Annotated in this window: 14 protein-coding genes; 11 read left to right on the forward strand and 3 right to left on the reverse strand. The window is 75.3% G+C overall.

Annotation, left to right across the window (positions count from 1 at the left end):
- The 4 genes from secD to ACI78S_RS16285 all read left to right on the forward strand — a co-directional run bounded on the left by secD (position 1) and on the right by ACI78S_RS16285 (position 6,277).
- Complete coding sequence (secD, locus tag ACI78S_RS16270; RefSeq protein ID WP_456975134.1) at positions 1-1,704, forward strand: protein translocase subunit SecD; 1,704 nt, start codon at positions 1-3, stop codon at positions 1,702-1,704.
- Positions 1,701-3,107, forward strand: coding sequence for a protein translocase subunit SecF (gene secF / locus ACI78S_RS16275; RefSeq protein WP_456975136.1), 1,407 nt, complete (start codon positions 1,701-1,703; stop codon positions 3,105-3,107). Before secD ends, secF begins: the two co-directional genes overlap by 4 nt.
- On the forward strand, positions 3,104-3,706 hold the full coding sequence (locus ACI78S_RS16280; protein ID WP_456975138.1) for an adenine phosphoribosyltransferase: 603 nt from the start codon (positions 3,104-3,106) through the stop codon (positions 3,704-3,706). Before secF ends, ACI78S_RS16280 begins: the two co-directional genes overlap by 4 nt.
- A 90-nt stretch (positions 3,707-3,796) precedes the next feature.
- The gene (locus ACI78S_RS16285) at positions 3,797-6,277 is read left to right on the forward strand and encodes a RelA/SpoT family protein (protein WP_456975140.1); all 2,481 of its coding nucleotides are present in this window, start codon (positions 3,797-3,799) and stop codon (positions 6,275-6,277) included.
- A gap of 114 nt (positions 6,278-6,391) precedes the next feature.
- Here ACI78S_RS16285 and ACI78S_RS16290 read toward each other — a convergent pair whose 3' ends face one another.
- Both ACI78S_RS16290 and ACI78S_RS16295 read right to left on the reverse strand, forming a co-directional pair.
- Positions 6,392-7,123: a peptidylprolyl isomerase gene (locus tag ACI78S_RS16290; protein WP_456975142.1), complete on the reverse strand. Its 732-nt coding sequence runs from the start codon at positions 7,121-7,123 to the stop codon at positions 6,392-6,394.
- On the reverse strand, positions 7,124-7,915 hold the full coding sequence (locus tag ACI78S_RS16295; RefSeq protein ID WP_456975144.1) for a peptidylprolyl isomerase: 792 nt from the start codon (positions 7,913-7,915) through the stop codon (positions 7,124-7,126).
- Between the two features lie 178 nt (positions 7,916-8,093).
- Here ACI78S_RS16295 and ACI78S_RS16300 point away from each other — a divergent pair, with 178 nt between their 5' ends.
- From ACI78S_RS16300 to ACI78S_RS16330, 7 genes are read left to right on the forward strand one after another with little or no spacing between them, the layout of a single operon-like run.
- Complete coding sequence (locus tag ACI78S_RS16300; RefSeq protein WP_456975148.1) at positions 8,094-8,789, forward strand: MBL fold metallo-hydrolase; 696 nt, start codon at positions 8,094-8,096, stop codon at positions 8,787-8,789.
- Entirely contained in the window at positions 8,786-10,054 is a 1,269-nt protein-coding gene (gene hisS / locus ACI78S_RS16305; protein WP_456975150.1) for a histidine--tRNA ligase, read from the forward strand. The genes ACI78S_RS16300 and hisS overlap by 4 nt, the downstream gene beginning before the upstream one ends.
- Positions 10,054-11,034 (forward strand): aldo/keto reductase, encoded by a 981-nt coding sequence (locus ACI78S_RS16310; protein ID WP_456975152.1) that lies wholly within the window; start codon positions 10,054-10,056, stop codon positions 11,032-11,034. Before hisS ends, ACI78S_RS16310 begins: the two co-directional genes overlap by 1 nt.
- A 25-nt stretch (positions 11,035-11,059) precedes the next feature.
- Entirely contained in the window at positions 11,060-12,835 is a 1,776-nt protein-coding gene (gene aspS / locus ACI78S_RS16315) for an aspartate--tRNA ligase (protein ID WP_456975154.1), read from the forward strand.
- A gap of 19 nt (positions 12,836-12,854) precedes the next feature.
- Positions 12,855-13,946 (forward strand): pyridoxal-phosphate-dependent aminotransferase family protein, encoded by a 1,092-nt coding sequence (locus tag ACI78S_RS16320; RefSeq protein ID WP_456975156.1) that lies wholly within the window; start codon positions 12,855-12,857, stop codon positions 13,944-13,946.
- A gap of 40 nt (positions 13,947-13,986) precedes the next feature.
- The gene (locus ACI78S_RS16325) at positions 13,987-15,273 is read left to right on the forward strand and encodes a glycosyltransferase (protein WP_456975158.1); all 1,287 of its coding nucleotides are present in this window, start codon (positions 13,987-13,989) and stop codon (positions 15,271-15,273) included.
- Positions 15,270-16,160, forward strand: a complete 891-nt coding sequence (locus ACI78S_RS16330) for a hypothetical protein (protein ID WP_456975160.1) — start codon at positions 15,270-15,272, stop codon at positions 16,158-16,160. Before ACI78S_RS16325 ends, ACI78S_RS16330 begins: the two co-directional genes overlap by 4 nt.
- Here the strand turns inward: ACI78S_RS16330 and ACI78S_RS16335 are convergent, their stop codons facing one another.
- On the reverse strand, positions 16,161-16,946 hold the full coding sequence (locus ACI78S_RS16335; RefSeq protein ID WP_456975162.1) for an endonuclease domain-containing protein: 786 nt from the start codon (positions 16,944-16,946) through the stop codon (positions 16,161-16,163).
- Between the last annotated feature and the right edge of the window lie 147 nt (positions 16,947-17,093).

The following is a 17,093-nucleotide window of genomic DNA, read 5'->3' on the forward strand; positions in this document are numbered from 1 at the left end:
GTGGCCAACCGCCAGCTCCCGGCCCGGCGCTACTTCGCCGCGTTCGTGGCGATCATCGCCGGGATGTACAGCCTGATCTTCTTCGCCGGCGACACCCGCACGCCGCAGCTCGGTCTCGACCTGCGCGGCGGGACGACGGTCACCCTGACCGCGCGCACCCCCGACGGTCAGGCGCCCGACCAGGCCGACCTGGAGCTCGCCCGCCAGATCATCGAGCAGCGGGTGAACGGCCTCGGCGTCGCCGAGGCCGAGGTGGTCACCGAGGGCGACTCGAACATCGTCATCTCGGTCCCGGGGGACGACGGCGACCAGGCCCGGGAGCTCGGCGCCACGGCCCAGCTGCGGTTCCGCCCGGTGATCCAGACCGACGCCGCGGCGGCGTCGACGACCGACGGCGCCACCCCGACCGACGGCGCCACCCCGACCGACGGCGCCACCCCGACCGACACGGCGGCCCCGAGCGACTCCGCGGCGCCCACCGACACCCCCGCGGCGCCCACCGACAGCACCGCGGCCACGTCCTCCGCGGCCCCGACGACGGCGGAGGACGCCGCGGCGTCCTCCAGCGGCGCGGTCGAGGACCCCGCCCTCGACCCCGACCGGCCGGCGGTCACGCAGGAGCAGGCGGCCGCCGAGTTCGCCACGTTGACCTGCGACACCACCAACCCGACCGGTGAGATCAGCCGCTCCGACGACTACGTCGCGACGTGCAGCACCGACGGCACCACCAAGTACCTGCTCGGCCCGACGATCATCGAGGGCACCGAGATCGCCGACGCCAGCGCCGGCACGCAGCAGGCCACCGGCGCCTGGGTCGTGCTCCTCGACTTCCAGTCCGAGGGCCGCACCACCTGGGCCAACTACACCGCCGCGCACGTGGGCGAGCAGGTGGCGTTCACCCTCGACGGCCTGGTGGTCTCCGCGCCCACCATCCAGGGCGCGATCAACGGTCAGACCACCATCACCGGCGACTTCGACCAAGCCAGCGCCGAGGAGCTGGCCAACCAGCTCAAGTACGGCGCCCTGCCGCTGACGTTCACCCAGGCCACCGCCCAGTCGATCTCCACCGAGCTCGGCGAGGAGCAGCTGCGGGCCGGCCTCATCGCCGGCGGCATCGGCATCGTGCTGGTCTTCGTCTACGCGCTGGTCTACTACCGCCTGCTCGGCCTGGTGATGATCGCCAGCCTGGGCCTGTCGGCCGTGGTGGTCTACGCGAGCCTGGTGCTGCTCGGCCGCGAGATCGGCTTCACGCTGAGCCTGGCCGGCATCGCCGGCTTCATCGTGTCGATCGGCATCACCGCCGACTCGTTCGTCGTCTACTTCGAACGGCTCAAGGACGAGATCCGCGAGGGCCGCAGCCTGCGCTCGGCCGTGCCGCGGGCGTGGACGCGGGCGCGGCGCACCATCCTCTCGGCGGACGCGGTCAGCTTCCTCGCCGCGGCGATCCTCTACGTGCTCGCCATCGGCGACGTGAAGGGCTTCGCGTTCACGCTGGGTCTCTCGACGGTCCTCGACCTGATCGTCGTCTTCCTCTTCACCCACCCGCTGCTGGCCGTCCTGGCGCGCTTCAAGTCGTTCGGGAGCAGCCGCTTCAGCGGCCTCGGCCAGGTCGACCGGTCGCGGCGGGCGTCGCGGCCGGCCGTGCCGGCCGAGCGGGAGCTGGTGGGCGCCGGGTCCGGCGCCCGGGACAGGAGCAAGGCATGAGCCGCGACCGGGACGCCCAGGAGCGCGAGCTCCCGGTGGGCACCGACGCCGACGAGACCGCCGACGCCTCGTCGGCCGCCGCCGACGCGGCCGGAGCGGCCGACGACGAGGCCCTCGACGAGGCCGGGCTGCCGCACGAGGAGGAGGGCGGCGCGCGTCGCCGCCCGCCGCGCCGCGCGTCGCTGACCCACCGCCTGTACAACGGCGAGGCCGGCCTCGACGTCGTCGGCAAGAGCAAGCTGATCTACCAGGTCACCGCCGTGGTGGTGCTGGTCTGCATCGCAGCGATGGTCTTCCGCGGGTTCAACTTCGGCATCGAGTTCGCCGGCGGCAACAGCTTCCGCGTACCCGCCTCCAGCGAGCAGCTGGAGGCCGTGGAGACCGCCGCCGAGGACGCCGGCGCCGAGGTGTCCAGCGCGCAGGTCGTCGGCGGCAGCGAGATCCTGCTGCGCACCGGCCAGCTGACCAACGACGAGGAGACCGCGGTCGTCGACGCCGTGGCGGACGCGGTCGGGGTCGACCGCAGCGAGGTCAGCCCGCAGTCGGTCAGCGCCGCCTGGGGCCAGGACATCACCGACCAGGCGCTCATCGCGCTGGTGGTGTTCCTGGTGGCGGTGGTGCTGTTCCTCGCCGTCCGCTTCCAGCCGAAGCTGGCGATCGCCGCGATCGTGGCGCTGCTGCACGACCTGCTGGTCACGGCCGGCGTGTACGCGCTCGTGGGCTTCGAGGTCACCCCGTCGACGGTGATCGGCCTGCTGACCATCCTCGGCTTCTCGCTGTACGACACCGTGGTCGTCTTCGACAAGGTCGACGAGAACACGAAGGGCCTGGCCCAGAGCGCGCGCATGACGTGGGGCGAGGCGGCCAACCTCGCGGTCAACCAGACCCTGATGCGCTCGATCAACACCTCGGTGATCGCGCTGCTGCCGGTGGCCGGCCTGCTGTTCGTCGGCGCCGGGCTGCTGGGGGTCGGGACGCTCAAGGACCTCGCCCTGGTGCTGTTCGTCGGCCTGGCCGCCGGCGCCTACTCCTCGATCTTCCTGGCCACGCCCGTCGCGGCCGACCTCAAGGCGCGCGAGCCCGAGGTGCAGGCCCTGCGCAAGCGGGTGCTCGCCCGGCGCGCGGCGGCCGCGCGGCAGGCCGAGGCGCGGGCCGCGGGCGGTGGGCAGGTGGCCAGCGCCCGCCGGTCCGGCGGCGGGGCCCGTGCGGAGGCGCGGCGCTCGTCCGTCGCCGTCGCCGATCGGGAGGAGGCCCTGCCGCAGCGGGTCGAGGCCGACGTGGTCGTCGAGTCGCCGTCGTCGGTCCGGCCCGAGCCGGGCAGCGGCGCCACCGCCGCGCCGCGGCCGGGCGCCCGCCCGCAGCGGCCGGGCAACCGCAGGTCCGGCGGCAAGAGGCGCCGGTGAGCTCCGGGACGGTGCCCGAGACGCCGGTCGGTGAGGAGCCGCTCGACGCCCTCATCGCGGGGCTGGCCGTCGACGTCCCCGACTTCCCCAGCCCAGGGGTCGTCTTCCGCGACCTGACGCCGGTCTTCGCCGACGCCGTGGCCTTCCGGCGGATGGTCGACGGCCTCGCCACACCGGCGCTGTCCGACCCGCGGGCCGCGGCCGCCGGGGACGGCGCCGGCGACCCCGGGTTCGACGTCGTGGTGGGGGTGGAGGCGCGCGGCTTCCTGCTGGCCGCCGCCGTCGCCCTCGACGCCGGCCTCGGGGTGGTGCCCGTGCGCAAGGCCGGCAAGCTGCCCCGAGAGCGGGTGGCGGCCGACTACGCCCTCGAGTACGGCACCGCGACGCTCGAGCTGCACACCGACGCCATCACCCCCGGGCAGCGGGTGCTGGTCGTCGACGACGTGCTCGCCACCGGCGGCACCCTCGCCGCGGCCATCGCGCTCGTGGAGCAGCTGGGCGGGGTCGTGACCGCGGTTTCCGTGGTCATCGAGCTCGTCGCCCTCGGAGGTCGTGAGCGGATCGCCCCGCACGCCGTCCATTCCCTCTGGACCACCTAGGAGGGGGTTCCGCCCCGGAAGGGCGCCTCCGGCGTGTCGCCCGGCTAGCATGGGGAGGGTCCCCTCCTCCTCGAGCCCGCAGGAGCCGCCGTGGCCCCCGACGCAGCCGCCAACGCGGCTACCGCGCGGCCCGGCACGCCCGTCCCGCCGGCGGAGGGGAAGGACGCCCCTGCCCCGGTAGCCGGACCGGGCGGCGCGCCCGCCACGCGCGCGCCGCTGCCCGACCGCCCCGCCGTCCGCCGTCCCGACGACGTCGCGCCCGAGCCGCTCCCCGACAACGAGGCGCCGCGCCGCCGCGTCCGCGACCGGCTGGCCCGGCGGATCGTGGCCGGCCAGCGCAGCGGGCTGGTCCGGCCGGTGCTCGAGCCGCTGGCCGCGCTGCACCGGCAGAGCCACCCCAAGGCCGACCTCGCGCTGCTGCAGCGCGCCTACGACGTCGCCGAGGCCGCGCACGCCACCCAGAAGCGCAAGAGCGGCGACCCGTACATCACCCACCCGCTGGCCGTGGCGACGATCCTCGCCGGACTGGGCATGGACACCACCACGCTGGTGGCGGCGCTGCTGCACGACACGGTGGAGGACACCGGCGCCACCCTGGAGTCCATCACCGCCGACTTCGGCCCCGAGGTCGCACACCTCGTCGACGGCGTCACGAAGATCGACCGGGTCAAGCTCGGCGACGCCGCGCAGGCCGAGACCATCCGCAAGATGATCGTCGCGATGGCCCGCGACCCCCGGGTGCTGGTCATCAAGCTCGCCGACCGGCTGCACAACATGCGCACGCTGCGCTTCCTCCCGCCGGAGAAGCAGGAGAAGAAGGCGCGCGAGACGCTCGAGGTGCTCGCCCCGCTGGCCCACCGGCTGGGCATGAACACGATCAAGTGGGAGCTCGAGGACCTCGCGTTCGCCACCCTCTACCCGAAGCGCTACGACGAGATCGTGCGGCTGGTGGCCGAGCGGGCGCCGTCCCGCGACACCTACCTGGCCGAGGTGACCTCGGCCGTCCACGAGCAGCTGGCGTCGGCCAAGATCGAGGCGGTCGTCACCGGCCGGCCCAAGCACTACTACTCGATCTACCAGAAGATGATCGTCCGCGGCCGCGACTTCACCGACATCTGGGACCTGGTCGGCATCCGGATCCTGGTCGACTCGGTGCGCGACTGCTACGCCGCGCTGGGCATCATGCACGCCCACTGGCAGCCGGTGCCCGGCCGGTTCAAGGACTTCATCGCGATGCCGAAGTTCAACATGTACCAGTCGCTGCACACCACGGTGATCGGGCCGCAGGGCAAGCCGGTCGAGCTGCAGATCCGCACGCACGACATGCACCGCACGGCCGAGTACGGCATCGCCGCGCACTGGAAGTACAAGGAGAAGGCGCGCTCCGCGACGGGCCGGGCCGCCGGCAAGCCCGCGCCCGGCGACCTTGGCGGCGCCAAGCCCGGCTCGCCCGACGACATGCTGTGGCTGCGCCAGCTCCTCGACTGGCAGCGGGAGGCGCAGGAGCCCGGCGAGTTCCTCGAGACGCTGCGCTACGACCTCGGGCCGCAGGAGGTCTTCGTCTTCACGCCCAAGGGCGACGTGATCAGCCTGCCCGGCGGGTCGACGCCGGTCGACTTCGCCTACGCCGTGCACACCGAGGTGGGCCACCGCTGCATCGGCGCGCGGGTCAACGGCGCGCTGGTGTCGCTGGAGAGCAAGCTGTCCAACGGCGACGTCGTCGAGATCTTCACCTCGCGCTCGCCCACGGCCGGCCCGTCGCAGGACTGGCTGTCCTTCGTCGGCTCCTCCCGCGCGCGCACCAAGATCCGCCAGTGGTTCACCAAGGAGCGCCGCGAGGACGCCGTCGAGGCCGGCAAGGAGGCGCTGACCCGCGCGATGCGCAAGGCCGGGCTGCCGCTGCAGCGGCTGCTCGGCGGCGAGGCGCTGTCGACGCTGGCCAAGGACCTGCACTTCGCCGACGTCACCGCGCTCTACGCGGCGGTGGGGGAGAACCAGGTCTCGGCGTCCTCGGTCGTCGAGAAGCTCATGGTCGCGCTCGGCGGCACCGAGGGCGCGGTCGAGGACATCGCCGAGACGGCGATCCCCACCCGCCGCACGCTGGCCCGCCGCCCCGCCAGCGGCGACCCCGGCGTGATCGTGCACGGGATGACCGACGTCTGGGCCAAGCTCGCCAAGTGCTGCACCCCGGTGCCCGGTGACGACATCCTGGGCTTCGTCACCCGCGGCGGCGGGGTGAGCGTGCACCGCACCGACTGCACCAACGCCGAGGACCTGCAGCGCAAGCCGGAGCGGCTGGTCGAGGTGGAGTGGGCCAGCGCGCCGGGGTCGGTGTTCCTCGTCTCCATCCAGGTGGAGGCGCTCGACCGGCACCGGCTGCTGTCCGACGTGACCAAGGCGCTGGCCGACGAGCGGGTCAACATCCTCTCCGCGTCGGTCCAGACCAGCCGCGACCGCGTGGCGGTCAGCCGGTTCACCTTCGAGCTGGCCGACCCCGCCCACCTGGGCGCCGTCCTGCAGACGGTGCGCAACGTCGAGGGCGTCTTCGACGTGGAGCGGGTGACCGCCTGAGGTGAGGCCCGGTCCCGGCGGGTGGGGCCGGAGGCCTCCGCGAGGAGCGGGGGGCGGCGGGGTCCTCCCCGGCACCGGGCCGCGGTGCCGGCCGGTGGGCCGACCGTGCCGTCGTCAGGCCACGGTCATGGACTCGATCGTGACCGGCTCGTTCGGGGCGCCGTCCCCGGGACCGTTGGCGCCGTCGTTGCCCGCCGCGCCGACGGCGTCGAGCACCGCCAGCCCGCCGACGTCCACGGTGCCCACCTGGGTGTAGCTCGGCGGTAGCTCCGCCTGACCCCACACCAGGAAGAACTGGCTCCCGTCGAACCCCCGGCCGGCGTTGGCCATCGACACCGTTCCGCGCGAGTACACCTCCGAGCCGTCGACGTCGGTCGGGTACTGCCACGGCGGGCCACCGGTGCCGGTCCCCGTCGGGTCGCCGCACTGGAGCACCTGCAGGCCCGGCGTGTCGGTCTGCCGGTGGCAGGGGCTGCCGTCGAAGAACCCCTGCTCGGCCAGTGCGACGAGCGCCGCGGCGGCGCACGGGGCGTCCTCCTGGTCGACGACGACGGTCAGGTCGCCGAGGTTGGTGCTCATGACCAGCTCGGCGTGGCCGGAGTCCGGCACGACGTCGGGCGGGGGATCGGCGTCCACCACCGAGGAGCCGCGGCCCCCCACCGGGGTCCACTCGCAGGCCACGCCCTCGGCCGGGGCCTCCGTCGGCGTCGTCGGGGAGTCCGACGGCGACGACGTCGGGCCGGCCGCGCCGCCGTCCCGCGGGGACCCGCTGCCGACCACGGTGTCGGCGCAGCCGGTCAGGCCCGCGAGCAGCCCGGCGACGGCGAGCGCGGTGCGGGCGCGCACTCAGCCGACCGTCATCGTCTCGATGGTGACCGGCTGGTTCGGCGCGCCGTCGCCCGCGCCGTTGGCGCCGTTGTTGCCGTTGGCCGCGATGGTGTCGAGAACGCCGAGGCCGGCCTCGTCGATGGTGCCGACGACCGTGTAGTTCGGCGGCAGCTGGCTGTCGCCCCAGACGAGGAAGAACTGGCTCTGGTCGAAGCCCTGGCCGGAGTTGGCCATGGCCAGCGTGCCGCGCGGGTAGGTCTCCTCGCCGGTCACCTGGGTCGGGAACGAGTAGCCGGGGCCGCCCGTGCCGGTGCCCGTCGGGTCGCCGCACTGCAGCACCTTGAGGCCCTCGGAGTCGGTCTCGCGGTGGCAGGGGGTGCCGTCGAAGAACTTCTGCTGCGCCAGGTGCACGAAGCTGGCCGAGGCGCAGGGCGCCTTCGCCTGGTCCAGCGTGAGCACGATCGGCCCGAAGTTGGTGGTCATCGTGAGGTCGACCAGCCCCGAGGTGGGCACCTCGGCCGCCGGCGTGCCGACGGTGCCGGTGCCGTCGGCGGTGAAGTCGCAGGTGCCGTCGCTGCCGTCGACGGTGGGCGTGGTCGAGGTGGCCGACTCGCTCGCGCTGGCGGTCTCGTCGTCGCCCCCGCCGACGCCGGCGATCAGCCAGGCGGCCCCGGCGACGGCGAGGACCGCCACGACGGCGGCCACGATCAGCAGGTTGCGGCGGCGCTTGCGGGCCAGCTCGGCGCGGCGCTCGATCTGGCGCTGCAGCCGGCGCTGCGCGGCCTGCCGCCGCTGCTTGTTGGTCGGCACGGTCGAACTCCTCGGGCGTGTGCGCTGCGTCCTGGGCGGGGGTGCCGCGGACGATCCGTCGTCCGGGCGGGTCGTCGTCCCGCCGCTCGACCGGCCAGTCTAGGTCTCGATCCTGCGAGGTCCCCGGCATCCTCGAGCGCGCCGGGGCGGCGTGATCACCGCCGCGTAACCTGCACGCGTGCTCATCCGCTCGTTCCCCGCCGGCGCGTTCGGCACCAACTGCTACGCCGTCGCCCCGGGCGCCGGGCAGGAGTGCGTCGTCGTCGACCCCGGGATGGACGCCGTCGAGCCGCTCGCGCAGGTGCTGCGCGCCGACGGTCTCAAGCCCGTCGCCGTCGTGCTCACCCACGGCCACCTCGACCACACCTTCTCGGTCCTGCCGGTGTGCGAGGGCTACGACATCCCCGCCTACCTGCACCCCGAGGACGACGGCATGCTCGCCGACCCGGCGCGCTGGCACGGTCCCGCGCTGGCGCCGCTGATCTCCGGCGTGCGGCTGCGCGACCCGTCGGAGGTGCGCCCGCTCGCTGACGGCGCCGTCCTCGACCTGGCCGGCGTCCGGCTCACCGTGCGGCACGCGCCCGGGCACACCCGCGGCTCGGTGGTCTTCTCCCTCGACCTCGGGGACGCGCCGGGCCTGCTCGCCGGCGACGTGCTGTTCGCCGGCTCGGTCGGCCGGGTCGACCTGCCCGGCGGCTCGTGGGAGGACATGCTGCGGTCGCTGCGAGACGTCGTCCTGCCCCTGGACGACGCCACCGTCGTCCTGCCCGGGCACGGCCCGGCCACGACGATCGGCCGCGAGCGGGCCACCAACCCCTTCCTCGCCGAGGCGGCCGCGGGGGCGGGCGCCGCGCCGAAGGGGCGGGGGCTGTGAGCGGCGAGACCATGCGGGCGCCGAAGGGGACCTTCGACGTCCTGCCCCCGGAGTCGGAGCGGTTCCTGGCCGTCCGCGAGACGCTCACCGCCCCGCTGCGGCGCGCCGGCTACGGCTACGTCGAGACGCCGGTGTTCGAGGACACCGCGGTGTTCTCCCGCGGCGTCGGGGAGTCCACCGACGTCGTCACCAAGGAGATGTACACGTTCGAGGACCGCGGGGGCCGGTCGCTCACCCTGCGGCCGGAGCTCACCGCCGGGCTGATGCGCGCCTTCATCGAGCACCGGCTGCACACCGGCCCGCTGCCGGTGAAGCTGTGGACGGTCGGCTCGGCGTTCCGCTACGAGCGGCCGCAGGCCGGCCGGTACCGCCACTTCACGCAGGTCGACATGGAGGCCCTCGGCATCGACGACCCGGCGCTGGACGCCGAGGTGGTCGCCCTCGGCGTGCAGGGCTTCCGCGACCTGGGGCTCACCGACTTCGAGCTGCTGCTGACCTCCCTGGGCGACGCCACCGACCGGCCGCAGTACCGCGAGAAGCTGGTCGCCTACCTGGAGAAGCTCGACCTCGACGAGGACACCCGGCGGCGCGCGGAGATCAACCCGCTGCGGGTGCTCGACGACAAGCGGCCGGAGGTGCAGGCGCAGCTGGACGACGCCCCGCTGATGGTCGACCACCTCTCCGACTCCACCCGGGCGCACTACGACGCCGTCCGGCAGCACCTCACCGACCTCGGCGTGGCCTGGACCGAGGCGCCCAAGCTGGTGCGCGGCCTGGACTACTACACGAAGACGACGTTCGAGTTCGTGCACTCGGGGCTCGGCGCGCAGTCGGCGATCGGGGGCGGCGGCCGCTACGACGGGCTGTCGGCGGCGCTCGGCGGCCCCGACGTGTCGGGCATCGGCTACGCCGTCGGCGTCGACCGGACGCTGCTGGCGGTGCAGGCCGAGGGCCTCGACATCGTGCCGAGCACCGGCGTGCGGGCCTTCGTCGTCCCGCTGGGCGCGGAGGCCAAGCGGCTGGCGGTGACGCTGGTCGGGCAGCTGCGGGCGGCCGGCGTCCCCGCCGACACCGTCTACGGCGACCGCGGGCTCAAGGGCGCGATGAAGGCCGCCGACCGCTCGGGCGCCTCGCACGCGGTCGTCATCGGCGAGCGCGACCTGGCCGAGGGCGTGGGCCAGCTGCGCGACCTGCGCTCGGGCGAGCAGGTCGCCGTCCCGGTCGGTGAGCTGTTCGAGCGGGTTCGTGACACGGTGGGCTCGTGATGGAGCAGCGACCCCTCGGACGGACGGGGGCCGACGTCAGCGTCGTCGGCCTGGGCACCTGGCAGCTCGGCGGCGACTGGGGGGACGTCGACGACGACACCGCCGCCGACGTCCTCGACGCCGCCCTCGACGGCGGGGTGACCCTGCTCGACACCGCCGACGTCTACGGCGACGGCCGCTCGGAGGTGCGCATCCGGCAGGCGCTGGTGGCCCGGTCCGAGCGCCCCTTCGTCGCCACCAAGGCCGGCCGCCGGGCCGACCCGTTCACCGCCGAGCAGTACACGCCCGAGAACCTGCGCGCCTGGATCGACCGGTCGCGCCGCAACCTCGGCGTCGACACCCTCGACCTGGTGCAGCTGCACTGCCCGCCGACCGCGGTCTACTCCGACCAGCGGGTGTACGACGCGCTGGACTCGTTCGTCGAGGAGGGCGCGATCGCCGCGTACGGGGTGAGCGTCGAGACCGTGGCGGAGGGGCTGACCGCGCTGCAGCACCCCGGTGTCCAGACGATCCAGGTGATCCTCAACGTCTTCCGGCGCAAGCCGCTGGAGGAGCTGCTGCCCGCGGCGGCCAAGGCGCAGGTCGGCATCCTCGCCCGGGTGCCGCTGGCCAGCGGCCTGCTCACCGGCAAGTACGACGAGTCCACCGAGTTCGCCCCCGACGACCACCGGAACTACAACCGGCACGGCGAGGCCTTCGACGTCGGCGAGACCTTCTCGGGCGTGCCGTACGAGGTGGGCGTGCAGGCGGCCCGCGAGGTGCGGGAGATCGCCGGCGGCGCGCCGACCGCGGCGTTCGCGCTGCGCTGGGTGATCGACCAGCCCGGCGTCACCACCGTCATCCCCGGTGCGCGCAGCGTCGAGCAGGTCCGTGGCAACATCGCCGCCGCCGACCTCCCGCCCCTGACCGACGGCCAGCTGGCCGACCTCGAGAGCGTGTACGACGAGCGCGTCCGCGCCCACGTCCACGACCGCTGGTAGCCCTCTCCCTCGAAAGGCCCCTCACGTGCTCCGCACCCACGACGCCGGGACGCTGCGCGCCTCCGACGCCGGTACCACCGTCACCCTCGCCGGCTGGGTCGCCCGCCGCCGCGACCACGGCGGGGTGGTGTTCGTCGACCTCCGGGACGCCTCGGGCTACGTGCAGGTCGTCGTCCGCGAGGAGGAGGCGCACGCCCTCCGCAACGAGTTCTGCGTGCTGGTCACCGGCGAGGTCCGCCGCCGTCCCGCGGGCAACGAGAACCCCGAGCTGCCCACCGGCGAGATCGAGGTCGTGGCGAGCGAGCTGCGGGTGCTCTCGGTCGCGGCGCCGCTGCCGTTCCCGATCGAGACAGACCAGGCGGCCAGCGACGACGTCCGCTACCGCTACCGCTACCTCGACCTGCGCCGGCAGGGCCCGGCGCGGGCGCTGCGGCTGCGCAGCGAGGTCAACCGGGTCGCCCGCGGCGTCATGGCGCAGCACGGCTTCACCGAGGTGGAGACCCCGGACCTCACCCGCTCCACCCCGGAGGGCGCCCGCGACTTCGTGGTGCCGGTGCGGCTGCAGCCGGGCAAGTGGTACGCGCTGCCCCAGTCGCCGCAGCTGTTCAAGCAGCTGCTCATGATCGGCGGGCTGGAGCGCTACTACCAGATCGCCCGCTGCTTCCGCGACGAGGACTTCCGCGCCGACCGGCAGCCGGAGTTCACCCAGCTCGACTTCGAGATGAGCTTCGTCGAGCGCGACGACGTCCTGGCCGTGGTCGAGGACGTCGTCCGCGCGCTGTGGCGGGAGCTGGCCGGCCACGAGGTGCCGGAGATCCCGCGGATGACCTACCGCGAGGCGATGGACCGCTTCGGCTCCGACAAGCCCGACCTGCGCTTCGGCCTCGAGCTCACCGAGCTGACGTCGTACTTCGCCGACACGCCGTTCCGGGTGTTCCAGGCGCCGTACGTGGGCGCGATCGTCATGCCCGGCGGTGGCGCGCAGCCGCGGCGGGCCTTCGACGCCTGGCAGGACTGGGCGAGGTCGCGCGGCGCCCGCGGCCTGGCCTACGTTACCGTGGGCGAGGACGGCACGCTCGGCGGGCCGGTCGCCAAGAACATCTCCGACGCCGAGCGCGAGGGCCTGGTCGAGGCCGTGGGCGCGAAGCCCGGCGACTGCGTCTTCTTCGCCGCCGGCCAGCGGCGCTCCTCGCAGGAGCTGCTCGGCGCCGCCCGCAACGAGATCGCCCGCCGCCTCGAGCTGATCGAGCCCGGCACCTGGTCGTTCCTGTTCGTCGTCGACTTCCCGATGTTCGAGCAGACCGAGGACGGCGAGTGGACCTTCATGCACCACCCGTTCACCTCGCCCACGCCGGAGTGGCGCGACCGGTTCGCCGAGGACAAGGCCGGCGCGCTCTCCGACGCCTACGACCTGGTGGTCAACGGCAACGAGCTGGCCAGCGGCTCGGTCCGGATCCACGACGCCGACCTGCAGGAGCGGGTGTTCGAGACCCTCGGCATGTCGAAGGAGGAGGCGCGCGAGCGGTTCGGCTTCTTCCTCGAGGCGTTCGCCTACGGCCCGCCGCCGCACGCGGGCGCCGCCATCGGCTGGGACCGCACCTGCGCGCTGCTGGCCGGGGTCGACTCCATCCGCGAGGTCATCGCGTTCCCGAAGACCGGCGCCGGCTACGACCCGCTGACCGGCGCGCCGACGCCGATCACCGAGGCGCAGCGCAAGGAGGCCGGCATCGACGCGAAGCCCGAGGAGCCGCCGCTCCCGGGCGAGCCGGGCGCCCCCGGCCCGACCAACCCGGCTCACTAGCCGCCCGTAGGGTGCGGGCATGCCGCTGCGTGCCCGCACCCTGCTCGGTCCCGGCCCGTCCAACCCGTACCCGGAGGCGGTGGCCGCGCTCGGCCACCCGCTGCTGGGGCACCTGGACCCGCTGTTCCTGGGGATCCTGGACGAGACGTCCGAGCGGCTGCGGCAGGTCTTCGGGACGGCGAACCGGCGCACCCTGCCGCTGTCGGCCACCGGCTCGGCCGGCATGGAGGCCGCCTTCGTCAACACGGTGGGCCCGGGCGACGTCGTCGTCGTCGCGGTCAACGGCCTGTTCGGGCAGCGGATGGTCGACGTCGCCTCCCGCTGCGGCGCCGAGGTGGTGGCCGTCGAGCACGAGTGGGGCACGCCCGTCGACGCCGGGCGCGTGCTGGCCGCGCACCCGTCGCCGAAGCTGATCGCCGCGGTCCACGCGGAGACCTCCACCGGGGTGCGCTCCGACCTCGCGCCGCTGGCCGAGGGCAAGGGCGACGCGCTGCTGCTCGCCGACTGCGTGACCTCGCTGGGCGGCATCCCGGTGCGGCTGGACGACTGGGGCGTCGACCTCGCGTACTCCGGCTCGCAGAAGTGCCTCGGCGTCGCGCCGGGGCTGGCGCCGTTCACGATCGGCGACCGCGCCTGGGAGCGGCGGGTCGAGAGGCCGCAGAGCTGGTACCTCGACCTCGGCATGCTCGGCGGCTACGCCGGCGAGGCGGCCGGCAGCGGCGGGCGCACCTACCACCACACCGCGCCGACCGGCATGGTCGTCTCGCTGCACGCGGCGCTGGGCCGGATCCTCGAGGAGGGGCTCGAGGCCGTGCACGCCCGGCACGAGGAGGCCGGCCGGCTGCTGGGCGAGGGCCTGCAGGAGCTCGGCCTGGAGCTGTTCGCCGCCGACGGGCACCGGCTGCCCGAGCTGACGACGGTCCGCGTCCCCGACGGCGTCGACTCGGCGGCGGTGCGCAAGGAGCTGCTCGAGCGCTACGACGTGGAGATCGGCGGCGGCGTCGGACCGTACGCGGCGACGGTGTGGCGGATCGGGCTCATGGGCCACAACGCGCGGCCCGACACGGTGGCGCTGGTGCTGGCGGCCCTGAAGGAGGTCCTCGGCCGCTAGGGTCCCGGGGCGTCTCGGATCGGGAGGTGCCCCTGTGCGCGTGCTCGTGGCAGCCATGCCGTTCGCCGGCCACGTCCAGCCGATGGCCGCCGTCGCCGCGGAGCTGGCCCGGCGCGGTCACGACGTCGTCGCCTACACCGGCCGCAAGTACGGGAAGCGGTTCACCGACGTCGGCGCCACCTGGCTGCCGTGGGAGCGGGCGCCGGACTTCGAGGAGTCCGACCTCGGCGCGACGTTCCCCGAGGTCACGCACGGCCGCGGCGCGCGGGCGGTCACGGCCAACGTCGAGCACGTCTTCCTGCGCACCGCCGCCGGGCAGGCCCGCGACATCCTGGCCGCGGGCCCGTTCGACCTGCTGGTGTCCGACCAGCTGGCGGGCGGCTCGGCGCTGGCCGGGGAGAAGAGCGGAACCCCGTGGGCGTCGGTGGCGCTCGTGCCGCTCGGGCTGCCCAGCCGGGACCTGCCGCCCTTCGGCCTCGCCCTGCGTCCGATGGGCGGGCCGGTCGGCCGCGTCCGGGACGCCGCGCTGCGCCGGGTGTCGCACCTGCTGCTCGGCCGGCGGCTGGACGCCGTGGCCGCCGAGGTGCGCGCGGAGGTCGGGCTGCCGCCGTCGTCGGCCGGGGCGCTGGAGGGCTTCTACTCGCCGCAGCTGGTGCTGGCGCACGGCGTCCCCGAGCTGGAGCACCCGCGCAGCGACCTGCCGCGGCAGGTGCACTTCGTCGGGCAGCTCGCCCCGCCGCCGGCCGGGCGGCCGCTGCCGGACTGGTGGCCGGCGCTGGACGGCGACCGCCCGGTCGTGCACGTCACCCAGGGCACCTACGACGTCGACCCGTCCGACCTGCTGCTGCCGGCCCTGGCCGGGCTCGCGGACCTCGACGTGACGGTGGCCGCCGCGACCGGGGGAGCGGCGCTGCCGGCCGACCGGGTGCCGGCCAACGCCCACCAGGCCGCCTTCCTGCCGTACGACCGGCTGCTGCCGCGGACCTCGGTGGTGGTCACCAACGGCGGCTGGGGCGGCGTGCTCGCGGCCCTGGGCGCGGGCGTGCCCCTGGTGGTGGCCGGCGCCACCCTGGACAAGCCGGAGATCGCCCGCCGGGTGGCCGCGTCGGGCGCCGGGGTGGACCTGCGGACGGGCCGGCCGGCGCCGGAGAAGGTGCGGGCGGCCGTGGAGCGGGTGCTGGGGTCGCCGTCGTTCGGCGCCGCCGCCCGCCGCGTGCAGGAGTCGCTGGCCCGGCACGGCGGCGTGGCGACGGCGGCCGACCTGCTGGAGCGGCTGGCCGCGACGGGCGCCCCGGTGCTGCGCGCCGCGGCGGACCCGTGGGCGTGAACCGGCCGGGACGGCTGCCGGGCTGGGCCCTGGTGCCGCTGGCGGCCGTCGTCTGGTGGGCCGGCGGCTACCTGTTCTGGCTGCTCGGCGGGCTGCGGCCGGTGCCGGTCGGCCCGCGCCTGCCCCTGCCGCTCTCGGCCTCCTCCCTGGCCGCGCTGGTCACCGGGGCGCTGGTCGGGGGCGTCGCCGCCGGGCTGCTGTGCCTGGCGGCGCCCCGGCGCCGGCCGGCGACCCTGGCCACCCTGGGCGGGGTGGCGCTGGGACTGGTCGGCGCCCTGGTGCCGTCGGCGGCGACGCTGCGCGGCGAGGCGCCGGACGCGTTCGCCTCGGACGGGCTCGTCGTCGGGGGGCTGTGCGCCGTCGTCGTCGGGGTGTCGCTGGCCGGCTGGGGGCTGGGCTCCGCGGCCGCGCTCGGCCGGCCCGGGCTCGGCGTGGCCCTGGCGGCGCTCGCCGGGGCGGCGCCGTCGTGGCTGTCGTCGGTGGCGCTGCCGTTCGTCGACACCACGCGGTCCTACGCCGGGGTGGAGGCCGTCGGCCGGGTCTCGTCCTGGACGGGCGCGGCGGTGCTCGTGGTGGCGCTGGTGGTCGTGGGCACGCGGCCGCCCGCCCGGCTGGCCTGGTGGCCGGTCGTGGTGCTCCTCGCCTGGTCCGTCGCGCCGTTCCTCACCGCGGCCGGCTACCTGGAGCAGCTCCTGCGCCCGGGCATCGGCCTGCCGGGCACGCTGCCGGACTCGCTGGCGGCCGCGGTCGAGGTGTTCGGGCTCGCCGCCTCGCCCGCCGCCCGCGACCTGCTGCCGTGGACGGTCGCGGTCGTCGCGGCGTTGATCATCGCCTTGTTGCCGCTCGCCGCGGCGCGTTCGCGCGTGTCGGCGGCAACAACTCCATGATCAACGGGGGACCGGTCGCCATCCCCGGCTGATCAGCGCCCGCGTGGTGCGGTCCAGGACCACGACCGGGCCGCTCAGGTGCCGGGCGGCGAACCGGAGGGTCAGCCACCCGTCCGCGGCCATGAGCGAGTAGCGGTCGATGTCGCGGCCGAACTGCCCCGCCTCTGCGTGCTGCCGACCCTCGTACTCGAGCGCGACCTTCCACTCGGGGTAGCCGAGGTCGGCACGGGCCACGACCCGTCCGGCGCGGTCGTGGATCGGCACCTGCACCTGGGGGGCGGGCAGATCGCTCGCGAGCAACCAGTAGCGCATCAGGCTCTCGGGGCGGGACATCGCGCGAGCGTCGAGCAGCGGTGCGCACGCGCGAGCACGGACGACCCCCCGGACGCCGTCGGCACGGGCCAGCCGCCCCGCGAGTGCGCCGGGATCCAGCAGCTGCCGGTGGGCCAGCGCGTCCCCGGCAGCCACCAGCTCGGCGGGCGGCAGGCCGGCGGCCAGGTCGAGGAACAGCTGCGGCCCGGCCGTGAGGCGCAGGCCGCCGACCGTGACGACGTCGTCCTCGCGGATCCGGCGCGCGTGGACCACGAGTCCCCGGCGCTGGGGGAGGACCGGGCGCGGGCGGAGCACGACGTGCACGTCGGGACTGCTGTCCACGGGCAGACCGAGCAGCTCGGCTGCGGTGCGCAGGCCGAAGGCGGCGTCCGGCGGGAGCAGTCGGGCCCACGCGCGGCAGCGGGACACCAGCGACGGCGCCACGCTCTGCGAGAGGTAGAGGCCGCGGGTCACCCGCAGCCCGTCGGCCGCGATCTGCCGGGGGGGGGGGGGGGGGGGGGGGGGGGGGGGGGGGGGGTGGGTGGGGGGGGGGGGGGGGGGGGGGGGGGGGGGGGGGGGGGGGGGGGGGGGGGGGGGGGGGGGGGGGGGGGGGGGGGGGGG

It is taken from the genome of Geodermatophilus sp. SYSU D00815 (assembly GCF_054050035.1).